At 69.6% G+C, this 13,607-nt stretch carries 13 protein-coding genes; 5 read left to right on the forward strand and 8 right to left on the reverse strand.

The genetic code is table 11. The features are described from left to right. The coding region (locus DEU38_RS11800; RefSeq protein ID WP_114721300.1) for a DNA polymerase III subunit gamma and tau at positions 1-2,173 on the reverse strand (2,173 nt) is incomplete at its 3' end. A gap of 185 nt (positions 2,174-2,358) precedes the next feature. Between DEU38_RS11800 and DEU38_RS11805 the strand changes: the two genes are divergently transcribed. Both DEU38_RS11805 and DEU38_RS11810 read left to right on the forward strand, forming a co-directional pair. Further along, positions 2,359-3,675 (forward strand): ammonium transporter, encoded by a 1,317-nt coding sequence (locus tag DEU38_RS11805; protein WP_114721302.1) that lies wholly within the window; start codon positions 2,359-2,361, stop codon positions 3,673-3,675. Positions 3,676-3,753: 78 nt separating this feature from the next. Continuing rightward, entirely contained in the window at positions 3,754-4,152 is a 399-nt protein-coding gene (locus DEU38_RS11810) for a VOC family protein (RefSeq protein WP_114721304.1), read from the forward strand. A 39-nt stretch (positions 4,153-4,191) separates the two neighbouring features. On the opposite strand, the gene DEU38_RS11815 is transcribed toward DEU38_RS11810, so the two are convergent. From DEU38_RS11815 to DEU38_RS11825, 3 genes are all read right to left on the reverse strand, one after another. Continuing rightward, positions 4,192-4,632 (reverse strand): VOC family protein, encoded by a 441-nt coding sequence (locus tag DEU38_RS11815; RefSeq protein WP_114721417.1) that lies wholly within the window; start codon positions 4,630-4,632, stop codon positions 4,192-4,194. 146 nt (positions 4,633-4,778) lie between these two features. Further along, complete coding sequence (locus tag DEU38_RS11820; protein ID WP_114721306.1) at positions 4,779-5,363, reverse strand: HhH-GPD-type base excision DNA repair protein; 585 nt, start codon at positions 5,361-5,363, stop codon at positions 4,779-4,781. 53 nt (positions 5,364-5,416) lie between these two features. Then, complete coding sequence (locus tag DEU38_RS11825) at positions 5,417-6,628, reverse strand: hypothetical protein (RefSeq protein ID WP_258557830.1); 1,212 nt, start codon at positions 6,626-6,628, stop codon at positions 5,417-5,419. 264 nt (positions 6,629-6,892) lie between these two features. Here DEU38_RS11825 and DEU38_RS11830 point away from each other — a divergent pair, with 264 nt between their 5' ends. After that, positions 6,893-7,519 (forward strand): DUF5701 family protein, encoded by a 627-nt coding sequence (locus tag DEU38_RS11830; protein WP_114721310.1) that lies wholly within the window; start codon positions 6,893-6,895, stop codon positions 7,517-7,519. A 16-nt stretch (positions 7,520-7,535) separates the two neighbouring features. Here DEU38_RS11830 and DEU38_RS11835 read toward each other — a convergent pair whose 3' ends face one another. Then, the gene (locus DEU38_RS11835; RefSeq protein WP_114721312.1) at positions 7,536-8,657 is read right to left on the reverse strand and encodes an alpha/beta hydrolase; all 1,122 of its coding nucleotides are present in this window, start codon (positions 8,655-8,657) and stop codon (positions 7,536-7,538) included. Positions 8,658-8,724: 67 nt separating this feature from the next. Further along, the gene (locus DEU38_RS11840; protein ID WP_114721314.1) at positions 8,725-9,342 is read right to left on the reverse strand and encodes a TetR/AcrR family transcriptional regulator; all 618 of its coding nucleotides are present in this window, start codon (positions 9,340-9,342) and stop codon (positions 8,725-8,727) included. A gap of 145 nt (positions 9,343-9,487) precedes the next feature. Here DEU38_RS11840 and DEU38_RS28830 point away from each other — a divergent pair, with 145 nt between their 5' ends. Beyond that, complete coding sequence (locus DEU38_RS28830) at positions 9,488-10,054, forward strand: VOC family protein (protein WP_174907698.1); 567 nt, start codon at positions 9,488-9,490, stop codon at positions 10,052-10,054. Next, on the forward strand, positions 10,051-11,472 hold the full coding sequence (leuC, locus tag DEU38_RS11845) for a 3-isopropylmalate dehydratase large subunit (protein ID WP_220181907.1): 1,422 nt from the start codon (positions 10,051-10,053) through the stop codon (positions 11,470-11,472). Before DEU38_RS28830 ends, leuC begins: the two co-directional genes overlap by 4 nt. Positions 11,473-11,492: 20 nt before the next feature. Here the strand turns inward: leuC and DEU38_RS11850 are convergent, their stop codons facing one another. Further along, positions 11,493-12,425: a ketopantoate reductase family protein gene (locus DEU38_RS11850; RefSeq protein WP_114721419.1), complete on the reverse strand. Its 933-nt coding sequence runs from the start codon at positions 12,423-12,425 to the stop codon at positions 11,493-11,495. 8 nt (positions 12,426-12,433) lie between these two features. Continuing rightward, positions 12,434-13,600 carry an enolase C-terminal domain-like protein gene (locus tag DEU38_RS11855; protein ID WP_114721318.1) on the reverse strand — a complete coding sequence of 389 codons (1,167 nt, stop codon included), beginning with the start codon at positions 13,598-13,600 and terminating at the stop codon, positions 12,434-12,436. Between the last annotated feature and the right edge of the window lie 7 nt (positions 13,601-13,607).

Genomic DNA, 13,607 nt, shown 5'->3' on the forward strand with positions numbered 1-13,607 from the left:
CGCCGAGGAACTCCGCGGCGACCTCGTCCGGGTCGCGACGGCTCGCCTGATCCACCGGCACGGCCGCCTCGGCCATCATCTCTTCCTCATCCTCGGGGGTGGTGGGAGGAGGGGTGGCCTCGTAGTCGACGGGCGGCGGCCCGGGGTCGTCCGGGTAGTCCGGAGCCTCGGGCGGCGGGATGTCGTCGAGGTCAGACGAGGACGACCGGGGTGCCGACGGAGGGGGCGCCACGGCAGCCCTGCCCTGACTGGGCCGGGAGAAACGCGGTGCGGCAGGAGCTTTCGCCTGCTGCGCCGACCGGGACGGAGCCGTCTGCGCCGGCGGCGCGGTGCCGTGCTCGCACGTGACCTCCCAGTCGCCGCCGAACACATCGCGCATCGCGGCACCGATCACGTCGGTGTTGCGAGGCTCGACCAGACGCTTGGCCAGCGGGGCCGAGTCGTGGCTGAGCACCAGACGCGGACCGTCCACCGACCGGACCGTGGCGCCGGACAGCATCACCTCGACCGTGCGACTGCGGTCGCGCACCTTGGCACGCACCTCGGACCACACCGCACGAACCCCGGCGACGTCCGGGCGATCCGACGACTCCGCTTGCACCGGAGCAGGTTCCGGGACCGGCGCAGGCGTTACGGGCTCCGGCACGGGTGCGACGGGCTCCGGGACGGGCGCGACGGCGACGACGGGTTCGACAACCGACTCGGGCCGGCGCGGAGGTTCCGGCACGCGCACGGGCTCGGGTTCGGGTTCGGGTTCGCGGGAAGGTTCCGGCTCACGCGCCGGCTCCGGCTGACGCGGCTCGGCGAGGGGCTGCGCCACGACAGGCTCCGGCTGACGCACGGGCTCGGGTTCGCGGGGCGGTTCCGGCTGCCGCTGCGGCTCGGGGGCCGGCGCAGCGTCGGCCTCGCGGCGCTGCGACGGACGCTGGTAGACGGGACCCGACGACGGCGGCGGCTCGACAGCGGCCGGACGCGGCGCGGCGGCCGGGACGGGCGCCGCGGCGGAACCGGCGGCGGGGATCACCACTCCCTGCTCGATCCGCTCGAGGCGTTGCAGCACAGCCGATTCCGCGTCCGTGGCGGACGGCAGCAGCATTCGGGCGCACATCACCTCGAGCAGCAGGCGTGGTGCCGTGGCACCGCGCATCTCGCCGAGGCCGTCGTGCACCAGTTCGGCGTAGCGGGCGAGCGTCGCGGGACCGATGCGTTCGGCTTCCTCGCGCATGCGGTCGAGGACGTCGCCGGGGGCGTCGACCAGCCCGCGTTCGGCGGCGTCGGGCACGGCGCGCATGAGGATCAGGTCGCGCAGCCGCTCGAGCAGGTCGACGGCGAAACGGCGCGGGTCGTGCCCGGCGTCCATCACCTTGTCGACGGTGCCGAACAGTGCGGCGCCGTCGTTCGCGGCCAGCGCGTCCACGGCCTCGTCGATGAGCGCGACATCGGTGACGCCGAGCAGGGCGAGCGCCCGCGCATACCGGACGCCCTCCCCCCCGGCACCGGCCAGGAGTTGGTCGAGCACGCTCAGCGAGTCACGCGGCGAGCCGCCGCCGGCGCGGATGACCAGCGGGTACACCGCATCCTCGACCGGCACGTGTTCCTGCGCGCAGATCTTCTCGAGCAGCCCGCGCATGGTGGACGGCGCCAGCAGCCGGAACGGGTAGTGGTGGGTGCGCGACCGGATGGTCGGCAGCACCTTCTCGGGCTCGGTGGTGGCGAAGATGAAGATGAGGTGCTCCGGCGGCTCCTCGACGATCTTGAGCAGCGCGTTGAAGCCCGCGGTGGTGACCATGTGCGCCTCGTCGACGATGAACACCCGGTACCGCGACTCGGCGGGCGCGTAGAACGCGCGGTCGCGCAGCTCACGGGTGTCCTCGACACCGCCGTGGCTGGCCGCGTCGAGCTCGATGACGTCGAGATTGCCCGGCCCGCCCGGGCCGAGGGCGACACACGACGAGCACTCACCGCACGGCGTCGACGTGGGCCCCTGCACGCAGTTGAGCGAGCGCGCCAGGATGCGGGCCGACGACGTCTTGCCGCAGCCGCGCGGACCCGAGAACAGGTAGGCGTGGTTGATGCGTCCGGCGTCGAGTGCGGTGCTCAGGGGCTCGGTGACGTGCTCCTGACCCACCACCTCCGCGAACGAAGCTGGTCGATATTTCCGGTACAGGGCCACGGCGAAAGACTACCGGCGCTTCCCGACAGTGCGCCGCAGGACCGCACCCGGGTGCCGTCCGGCCCGCGAATCGGCGAGAGATTTCCGAAACACGCTCGCAACAGCGCGGCAGCGCCGGTGAAACCGGAGGCGACGATCGTCGTTTCTCGCGTGCGGTCGCCCCGCGACGGTGAGGAGAAACTGACATGCCCGAAACAATCGATGCCGGCACCACCGCCTGGCTGCTGGTGAGCACCGCCCTCGTGCTGCTCATGACGCCAGGCCTGGCCCTGTTCTACGGCGGCATGGTCCGCTCCAAGGGCGTCCTCAACATGATCATGATGAGTTTCGTCTCGATCGCCCTGGTCACCGTGGTGTGGCTGTTCGTCGGGTACAGCCTCGCGTTCGGCGACGACGTGGGCGGCGGCCTGATCGGCGGCCTCGAACACTTCGGCATGGCGGGCATCACCCCCGACACCGTGCACGGTCAGGTTCCCGAGTTCCTGTTCGCGACGTTCCAGCTGACGTTCGCGATCCTCACCGCCGCGCTGATCAGCGGCGCGATCGCGGACCGCGCCAAGTTCTCGTCGTGGATGTTCTTCGTGCCGGTGTGGGCGCTGCTCGTCTACGTCCCCGTCGCGCACTGGGTGTGGGGACCGGACGGCTGGATCTCGAAGCTCGGCGCCCTCGACTACGCCGGCGGCCTGGTGGTCGAGATCGTCTCCGGCGCGTCGGCACTGGCCCTGGCGCTGGTTCTCGGCCCGCGGATCGGGTTCCGCAGCGAGCCGATGCGCCCGCACAACCTGCCGCTCGTGCTGCTCGGTGTCGGCCTGCTGTGGTTCGGCTGGTTCGGGTTCAACGCCGGCTCCGCGATGGCCGCCGACGGCACCGCCGCCGCGGTCTTCCTCAACACCCTGGTCGCCGGCTGCACGGGCCTGCTGGGCTGGCTGTTCGTCGAGCAGAAGCGCGACGGGCACCCCACCACGTTCGGCGCGGCGTCGGGCGTCGTCGCCGGCCTGGTCGCGATCACCCCGTCGTGCGGCTGGGTCGGCATGGTCGGCGCGGCCGTGATCGGCCTCGTCGCCGGCTCCGTGTGCTCGTTCGCGGTGGGCTGGAAGTTCCGCTTCGGCTACGACGACGCGCTCGACGTCGTCGGCGTGCACCTGGTCGGCGGCATCATCGGCACGCTGCTCATCGGACTGCTGGCCGCGGAGGTCATGACCGGCGGCGTGGAGGGTCTGCTGTACGGCGGCGGGCTGGCGCAGCTCGGCAAGCAGGCGCTGGCGGTCGCCGTCGTCGGCCTGTACGCGTTCGGTGTCACGTATGGCCTCGGCAAGCTCATCGACCGGCTCGTCGGGTTCCGCGTCACCGCCGAACAGGAGACGTCGGGCATCGACCTCGCGCTGCACGCCGAGTCGGCGTACGAGCACGCCGTGCTCGCGCACGGCACTCAGCCGGGGCTGTTCTCCCGCGAGCACGAGCGCCCACGGCAGCGTCCGGAACCGGAAACCGACGGGGTCTGACGGATCCAATCCCTCCCTCCGGAGCGGTGAACGACGCTACCGTGGTCTGTATCGCCGTTCCGGAGGAAGAGGTGCGTTGTGGCGCCGTTCCCAGCTCTAACCCACATCGCGGTCACGGTGTCCGACATGGCCGTCAGCACCGAGTGGTACACGCGCCTGTTCGGGTCGCCGCCGGTGCTCGACGAGGACGAGGAATCCGGGGCCTTCCATCACGCCGTCTTCGTGCTCGGCGGCGGGACCATGTTCGGCCTGCACACCCACACCGGCGAGCGCCCGGACGCAGAGTTCGACGAACGACGGATCGGCCTCGACCACGTCGCATTCGCCTGCACCACCGGCGAACTCGAATTCTGGCGGGATCGTCTCGACGAGCTCGGCATCGCGCACGGCGGCATCAAGACCGCCGCCTACGGTTCCGGGCTGTCCTTCCGCGACCCCGACAACGTCGCGCTCGAGTTCTTCGCACCGCCCGGCTGAACCTGGTTGCCCCCGAATGACGATGATCGGACTCGCGCGTCAGCCGATCTGCTCGAACAGGGACACGATGATCCCTTCGGGCCCACGCACGTAAGCCATGCGCACGCTGTTCTCGTACTCGCCGATGCCACCGACGAGCCCGTACCCGTCCGCAGCCACCGCGTCGACGGCCGCCTGAAGATCGCCGACCTCGAAGGACACGTTGCGCAGCCCGAGCTCGTTGGCCATCGCTGTCGGCGATCCGGGCACGTGATCGGGCGTGACGAAGGCCGAGAGTTCCAGCCGGGACCCGCCGCCGGGCGGCCGCAGCATCACGATGTTGCAGTGCGCACCGGGGATGCCGCACACGGTCTCGACGAACTCACCCTCCACGGACCCGGTGCCCTCCACCTCGAGACCGAGTCCGACGAAGAACGCGGTTGCCGCGTCGAGGTCCGCGACGGTGATGCCGACGTGGTCGAAACGTTGAACGTGTGCCATGGAATCCATCCTGAGCTTAGTCTTCCCCGTGGTGACCGAGATCTGCCGCGCCGGGGCCTGGGTGAAGTCGACGCCGCGCGCCAGCAGGAGGGGCTTCCGCCCATCGCCCGCACAGCAGCGACCCGTCATCGTTCATCCAGGCGTCCCTACTTCCCCTTCGCCGCCTTCGCCGCGGCCTTGGCGGCCTGCTTGAACTCGCGCACCTCGAGGAGCGTCTGCCTGTCGACGACGTCGGCGATCGAGCGGCGCGCGCCCTCGTCGCCGTAGGCGCCAGCGGCCTCGCGCCAGCCATTGGGCTCGACACCGATCTGCTTACCCAACAGCGCCAGGAAGATCCGCGCCTTCTGGTCGCCGTACCCGGGAAGCGCCTTGAGCCGCTTCAGCACTTCCTTGCCGTCCGGGTCGCCCGACGTCCAGATCGCGGCGGTGTCGCCGTCGTAGTGCTCCACGATGTAGCCGCACAGCGACTGGATCCGCTCCCCCATCGACTTCGGGAACCGGTGCACCGCGGGCGGCTGCGCACACACCGCGATGAAGTCGTCCGGGCTCATCTCCGCGATCTTGTGGACGTCCAGGCCGCCGAGCCGGTCGTCGAGCTTCTTCGGTCCCGCGAACGCCGTCTCCATCGGCACCTGCTGATCGAGCAGCATCCCGATCAGCAGCGCGAGCGGGTCCGACGCCAACAGGGCGTCCGCGTCCGGGTCACCGACAAGATTCAGCGTGAGTGCCATGCCCCGATCCTGCCATCCGGCCGAACGCGGTACATGCCGTCTGCCGGGACCGGTCAGGACGGGCGCCGCCAGAGGATCGCGATCGCGACGACACCGGCGGTGATCGCGATCGTCGCCGCCAGGGCCTCGATCCAGTGCCCGAACAGCGTCGGCTGGTCCACCGCCGGCACCGCGGCCAGCGCGGCGAACACCGCCACCACCGCGATGGCGCCGGCGGCGACCGACCAGGCCTGGGCGATCCGCGAGTGCCGGCTCCCGCGCCGTTCGGCACTGCGCAGCAACGCGCGCTCGATCACCCGGGTCGCCTCACCGAGTTCGGCATCGAGGGCCGTCATCTCCGCCGACAACCGTCGCACCAGCACCGTCCGCAACTGCGCGGGCGACATCCGGGGCAGTGACGCACCGTCGTGCCGCGCCTCGGTCGCCAGCAGGACGCGTTCCATGCGCCGCGCCTGCACCCCGGCGAGGTCGTCGAGCGCGGCCAGCAGTCGACCGTCCTCGAGCGCGTCGTGGTCACGCAGGTGGTCGAGCACCAGCCGGTAGTCCCCGGCGTGGCGGGCCCGGACGGCGACCCACGGCACGAGGGCGCGCACCATCTCGCCCACGCCGAACACGTCGTGGTCGTGGTCGCCGGCGGTCGCGTCGAGGTCGAACACGATCGCCCCGGCGTCCTCGCGGACGGCGATGGCCGCACCCGCCCGCACCGGGCGCTCCACCAGCGCGATCGACTCCCAGCTCCACCCCGCCGCGTCGGTGCCGCGGCCGTCGACCCGCCGGCGGACCCGGTCACCGCCGTCGCCGGTAACCTCGATCGCCAGGGCCGCCGAGGCACGCTCGTGACCCGCACCGGCGACGAGGTCGGGCAGCCGAAGATTCGACAGGGCGGTATCGAGGTCGGCGCTATCGAGGTCCGGGAAGACGTCGCGCAGTCGGGCATCGACGGTGAGCCCGAACGGCGCGAGGAACCGCGCGAGGACCTGGTCGATCTCACCGGCACGCCAGTCGACGAGGTCCCCGCCCGGACCGGTCGCCAACGCCTCGCACGCGAGCACGGCACCGTGGCCGGGCACGATCCACAGCGACAGGCAGGTCGCCTCGGCGCCGACGTGAATCGCACCCGAGTCCGTTGCGAGCACGACCTCCCGGCCGGTGCGGTCGAGCGTCACCCGCGCCGCGGACGGGTGCACCGGCAGCGTGCTTCCCGACTCGATGTTCGACGCGGGCAGGAACGGCGCGAACGCGCCTCGGCGGCCGGGATCGCGCACCGAGTCGGCGACCGAAATATCCTGGAGGCCAAGGATATTCAGGGAAAGAAGAAAGATGTCCAGGACCCCTGCCCTGGGCGGCGATGCCGCCGGTGACCCGAGTCCGTCGACTGCAGCCGGAGCGGCCATCACACTCACCACTTTCGAACCCGCCGCGTCCGGCGCGGCGACCCTGGCCGGAGTATGGCAGCTTTCCCTGCCGATCGGGGAACCAATGCCGCCGCCCGCGCGTTGGACCATCCGCTGCCGTCGAAAGGATGACCCATGTCCGATGCCCTCGCCGAATTCGACCGTCAACTCGACCACCTCGTCCGACTCGGCTATCCGGCCCTGGCCGGAAGGTCCGAATCCGCGTTCCGTGACGGGCTGGCCCCGCTGCGTGACGTCGTCGCCGCCCGCCCGGATGCCGACGTCGAGCGCGGCGAGGACCACATCCCGTTCGTGCTCGTCCCGACCGGGCTTCCCCGGCAGGAGACGACGGCCCGCACCGCACTCGGCAAGCAGCAGGGATTCACCGTCCTCGAGGCGGGCGAGCTCACCACGTTCCGGCCGATCGAGGGCGTCGACGTCCCCGACGGTCCCGGCTACCTGCTGTTCGACATCGACACCGGCACCGAATTCCTCAACGTCACGCCGCAGGACGCGCTCGTGAAGATCACCGGCGACGGCCGCAGCCCGCTCACCATCGACGAGGGCATCGCGCTCGTCACCGCGCGCCCCGACATGTTGCGCAAGAACAAGTGCTTCTCACTACTGGCGTCCCGCTGCGGCGACAAGCGCGTGCCGGCGCTGTGGATCAGCGACCGCAAGCCGAAGCTGGGCTGGTGCTGGAACGGGAACCCACACACGTGGCTGGGATCCGCGCACGCCGGGGAGCGCGTCGGGCTCTGACGGTCGGGCGCAGCGGCTACTTCGACACTCCGAATCGCTTTTCGATCCAGGCCGCGGTCAGGTCGGCGAGCTCGTCACGAGCACCCGGGGTGAGGAAGTAGTGATCGGCGACGATCTCGTGAAATTCCTTGTCCTCCGCACCGATCAGGTCAAGGATCGCCGCTGCGTCGCTGGGGAACACACCGGTGTCCGCGAGGGCGTTCACCACGAGCGCGGGGACGGTGATGTTGGGCAGGTGTGCGCGCGCCCGAGTCTGGGAGTCCTCGAGACTCCACAGGGACAGCCACGTACGCAGCGTGCACGCCGAGGCGATACCGAACACCGAACGGTTGGCCCGCTCCGGAACACCGGCGTAGCAGAGATTCGGTTTCCGTTGGGTGGGCTCGATGGTGGGATCGACCATCCGCGGGTCGGCCCAGGTTCGGAAGATCGAGAACGGCCGGTCGTGGTAGCCGGCGGCCGTGAGCCGCTCGAGCTCGTCCTTCACCCAGCGGGTGATGCGGTGGTTGCGGGCGACCTGAGCTGCCCGGTAGCGCTCGACGAACTCGGCGCTGTATGCCGGCCCGTTGTCCGGGTTGAACAGGTCGAGGGACGGATCGGTTGCCAGCGGGTCGCTCTCGTCGGTGACCGAACCATCCATCCACGCGGTGAGCACCTCGGGCCGACCCAGGTGGGCAGCGGTCGAGATGTAGGCGTCACCGGCCGGCAACTCCGCGACACCTGATGCCAGGTTCATGCCGGGCAGAGGGGTCATCTTCGGTGCCACTGCCTGGGATTGGTAGGCGGCCATGAGAGAACCGCCTCCAGAGTTTCCGAGTAGTACGACGTTCTCCACCCCGGCCTGCTCGCGGAGCCAGCGGACACCTGCCCCGATGTCACTGAGGGCATAGTCGAGGATGAAATGCGCCTCGTCCCCACGGAACCGGGTGTTCCAGCCGAGGAAGCCGATCCCCCGTTCCGCCAGGAGATCCGCCATGTAGTGCTCGGAGAAATCGATCTGATAGTGCGTCGCGATCACCGCCGTCTTCGGGCGTGTGCCCGCCAACCGGTGGTACAGCCCCTGGCACGGGTGTCCGCCTGCGCCGAAGCGCGGCAGATCGAGACTCGGCAATCCGACAAAGATGCGTTCGACAGCCACTGCGACTCCTAGTTTATAAATCTGGGTTCAGATTTAGTATCATGGCCGTCGAGCCGCTGTCCATCGCTCACGGTCGCCAGTAGACGGCGCGATACCAGATCTCGGCCAGCGTCGCGATGCACGCCTCGTCGTCGACATCGGCCGCGCGTCCGTTCGCGAGCTTCTCGTAGCTGAACATGTTCATCATCCCGACGATCGCCGTGGCGGTGAGGTGAGGATCGACGCCCGGGCAGTAACCCCGCCCCTGAGCGAGAGTGACCTCCTCGGCGATTCCGGCAATTGCCTCGGCGCACAGCTCATCCCAGACCTGAGCAAAATCGTCGTTGACCATGGCCAGCTGGAAGACGCCCACCATCTCCGCGAGCCACTCCCGGTAGGTTTCCCAGTGCGCCCGAGCGGACGCAGCCACACGCTCCCGCGGTTCGCGACCGGCCACCTGACGGCCGGCTTGTGCACGCGCGCGTGCCTCGTCCTGGAATCGACGGGCCCAGCGCTCGAGCAACGCCTCCTTGGAGTCGTAATAGTTGTAGAACGATGCCGGGGACCTCCCCGCCTCGGCGAGGATGTCGGCCACCCTCATCTTCAGGAAGCCCTTCTCCGCGATCACCTTTCGCGCAGCGGTATCGATCGCCTCCAACGTCTCTCGACCCCGCCGTGTCGGTCGACCCTTCGCCGGATCAGCCATGTGTGCACCCTTCCCTTGCAATCTTCAGATCGTCTGCCGCCTTTTCTACCCGACCTTCTTCGACCCGCCCCCCTCGCCGCGCTTCGACCGTTGATCAGATATGAACCTGATGTTAGAATCAGATACCACCTCGAAAGGAAGCCCTATGAGCACACCCAACTTCGAGATCCGCGGCTTCAACCATGTCGCGCTCGTCTGCTCGGACATGGAACGCACCGTGGACTTCTACAGCAACGTCCTCGGCCTCCCCCTGGTGAAGACCGTCGACCTCCCCGACGGCATCGGCCAGCACTTCTTCTTCGACGCCGGCAACGGCAACTCCCTCGCATTCTTCTGGTTCGCCGAGGCGCCCGACGGCGTGCCCGGCATCTCGGCCCCTGTCGAGAAGCCGGGCTTCGGTGAATGGACCAGCGCTGTCAGCTCGCTCAATCACATCGCCTTCGACGTCCCGCCGGAGAAGTTTCAGGACTACCGCCAAAGGCTCAAGGAGGCGGGCGTACGGGTCGGCCCGATCGTGAACCACGACGACAGTCCGTCCCAGGTGGCGACCGGGATGCACGATGGCGTGTACGTCCGCTCGTTCTACTTCCAGGACCCCGACGGCATTCTGCTCGAGTTCGCCTGCTGGATGCGCGAATTCGGCCCGGAGGACGTCACCCACACGCCCCGGACCGAAGCGGACCGCCGCAGGCCCGTCGCCGTCACCGACTGACGACTGCGACAACCGCCGTGGCACCGCGCACCCTGTTCGCCAAGCTGTGGGACGAGCACGTCGTCGTCCGTGGCAGCAACGGCCCCGACCTGCTCTACGTCGACGTGCACCTGCTGCACGAGATGACCTCCCCCCAAGCCTTCGAAGGGCTCCGGGCGGCCGGCAGACAGGTCCGCCGTCCGGACCTGACGATGGCGACCGAGGACCACAACGTGCCGACCACCGGGCCCGGTTCACCGGTCTCCGATCCACTGAGCCGGCTGCAACTCGAGCTGGTCCGCCGCAACTGCGCGGCCTTCGGGGTGCCACACCACCCGATGGGCTCGTCCGGCAACGGCATCGTTCACGTCATCGGGCCCGAGCAGGGCCTGACTCAGCCTGGTCTGACGATCGTGTGCGGCGACTCGCACACCTCCACCCACGGCGCCTTCGGGGCGCTGGCCTTCGGGATCGGGACGAGCCAGGTGGAGCATGTCCTGGCGACGCAGACGGTCTGGATGGAACGCCCGGAGGCGATGCAGGTGCGGATCGAGGGAGACCTCGCTCCGGGTGTGAGCGCCAAGGATCTCGCCCTGCACGTCGTACGCGCCCTCGGCCCCAACGGTGGCGCCGGGGCCGTCGTCGAGTACCGGGGCAGCGCGGTCCGGACGCTCGGCATGGAGCAGCGGATGACGCTGTGCAACATGACCATCGAATGCGGTGCACGCGGCGGCATGGTTGCGCCCGACGATGTGACCTTCGCCTACCTGCGCGGCCGTACCCACGCTCCGGCGGGAGCCCGGTGGGACGAGGCGCTGGCGTACTGGCGGACCCTCCACACCGACGACGGCGCCCTCTTCGACCGCACCCGAGTGCTGTCCGCCGCCGACGTCTCCCCGACCGTCACCTGGGGCACCATCCCCAGTCACTCGGTGCCACTGGACGGCGTCGTCCCGTCCCCCGACGAGTACGCCGATCCCGACGAGCGCGAGGCGGCAGCGCGCGCCCTGGCATACATGGACCTCGAGCCGGGCATCCCCGTCCGCGACATCGCGGTCGACACGGTGTTCATCGGGTCGTGCACCAACGGCAGGCTCGAGGACCTGCGCGCCGCGGCCCAGGTGCTGAGCGGGCGCACCGTGGCTCCCGGCGTCCGGGCCCTCGTGGTTCCGGGCTCGCAGGCCGTCGCGACCGCAGCCGAGGCCGAAGGGCTCGACCGGATCTTCACCCGGGCCGGGTTCCAGTGGCGCTCGGCCGGTTGCTCGATGTGCACCGCTATGAATCCGGATGCGCTGGGTCCCGGGCAACGTTCGGCGTCGACGACCAACCGGAACTTCGAGGGACGTCAGGGTGCTGGTGCACGGACCCACCTCGTGTCCCCCGTGGTGGCGGCGATGACAGCGGTACGCGGCCGGCTCAGCGGTCCCGGAGACCTCTGAGCCGGCCGCGCGGACCGGGATCAGCCGTTCGGGCGTCCCCCGAAGCCGGCCTCGCGGGTCCGCACGAGCGCCGTCAGCGTCGCATTGACCGGAGCAAGGCGGCCCACCTTGGCGGCCTCCCGGGGAACGGCACCGTTGATCACCGCGATCTCGCCGACCCTCCCCGCCTCGTGATCGAGTAACGCCGACGGCTTCGCCGCGGGCATCTGGGCCCCGAAGTCGCGCACGAACGCGACCGGATCGTCCACGTCGACGGCAATTCCGCGAGCCTTGGCGATCTCCCACGCCTCAGTTGCGGCCGCCCGGCTCACCGGGCCCATCTCCTCGTGGTCGAGGACTTCCCCCACCGTGAGTCCGGTCAGCGCGCACGGGGCGCTGTAGGCGACGTTGCAGATCAGCTTCTCCCACTGCATGGCAGCGATGTCGTCGACCGCGCGGGCGTCGAACCCAGCCGACCGCCAGGCCTCGGCGACCCGGTCGACAGCAGCGAACGAGAGATCGGCGTAGGAGCCGAAGCGCATCGCCCGCATCGCGTTGTGGTGCACCCGACCGGGGGCGACCAGTGACGCACCGAAACCGCTGGCGATGCCCACCGCGAGCCGGTCCGCCCCCACGTGCCGGGCGACCTCGTCGGCCGAGCCCAAGCCGTTCTGAATCGTGAGCACCACGGTGTCGGCGCCGATCAGCCCGCCGAGAGTGGCTGCGGCGCTGGAGACATCGGCGGCCTTCACCGCCAACACGACGAGGTCGACAACCTCGTGTGGGGTCGTCGGGAATGCACGGATCGATGCCACCCGATCCCCGTCCGGACCCGAGATCTGCAGGCCCGACGTTGCGATGGCATGGACGTGATCAGCCCAGGAGTCCACCACCAGCACGTCGTGGCCGGCGGCCGACAGCCGGCCTGCGTATACCGAGCCCATCGCGCCGCAACCCACCACGGCGATACGCAGTTGCACAGTCATGCCACCAACCCCGCAACCTTCTCCGCCAATCCCATCTTCGCCTCCAGTCCGAACCCGGGGTGGTCGGCCGGCCGTATGAGACCGTCGGCCAGGGAACAGTCGGCGCTGTAACCGCCGAACGGCTGAAACACACCCGGATAGGCTTCGCAGCCACCCAGACCAAGCCCGACGACGATGTGCAGATTCACCAGGTGCCCGCCGTGCGGCATCGCGGCGGTCCGGTCGAAACCGTGCTGTTCCATGAGCGTGATCATCCGCGCGTACTCGGTCAGCCCGTAGCTCAGACCCGCATCCATCTGGAGGATGTCGCGGTCCGACCGCAATCCACCGAAGCGCAGGAGATTGCCGACGTCCTGTGTGGAGAAGAGGTTCTCGCCGGTCGCGATCACGCCGTCGTACGCCTCGCTGAGTTCGCCGTACAGGGCAAAGTCGAGCGGATCGACCGCCTCCTCATACCAGCGCAGGCCGTACGGCGCGAGCGCCTCGGCGTATTCCAGGGCCTGCCTGCGGTCGAAGCGGCCGTTCGCGTCGACCGCCAGGTGCTGTCCGCTCCCGGTGACCTCGATGGCAGCTTCGATTCGGCGCAGGTCCTCGTCGAGCGGCAGACCGCCGATCTTGATCTTGACGGCCGGGTATCCGGCCGCGAGGTAGCCTGCGATCTCCGCGCGCAGCCGACCGAGGTCGTCGACGTCCTGGTAGTAGCCACCGGCCGCATACACCGGCGCCCCCGCCGCCAGCGGTGTCCGCTCGTAGGCACGCGCGATCGTCTGGTAGGCCGGTTCGTCGTGATACTTGGCGAGCAGGTCCCAGAGGGCCAACTCGATCGCACTCGCCGCCGCAGCGCGGTCTCCGTGGCCGCCGGGCTTCTCGTCGGTGAGCGCGCACCGCAGAACCCGGGCGGGATCCAGCAGCCCGGTAGCGGGCGACAGGAGCGTGTCCGGGTCCGCGTCGAGCACCCGCGGGATCATCCGCTCACGCAGGATGCCGCCCTGGGAGTGCCGTCCGATCGAGTTGAAGGCGACACCCACCAACGGCCGCCCGTTGCGCACGGTGTCGGTGAAAACGGCGACAAGGGAGACCTTGTGCCGGTCGAAGCTGACTACCGCGTTCGAGATGGCCCCGACCAGCGGCACATCGATTTCGCGGATCTCGGTGATCCTCACTTTTCCT

The organism is Rhodococcus sp. AG1013 (assembly GCF_003350365.1).
Lineage (GTDB): Bacteria > Actinomycetota > Actinomycetes > Mycobacteriales > Mycobacteriaceae > Prescottella.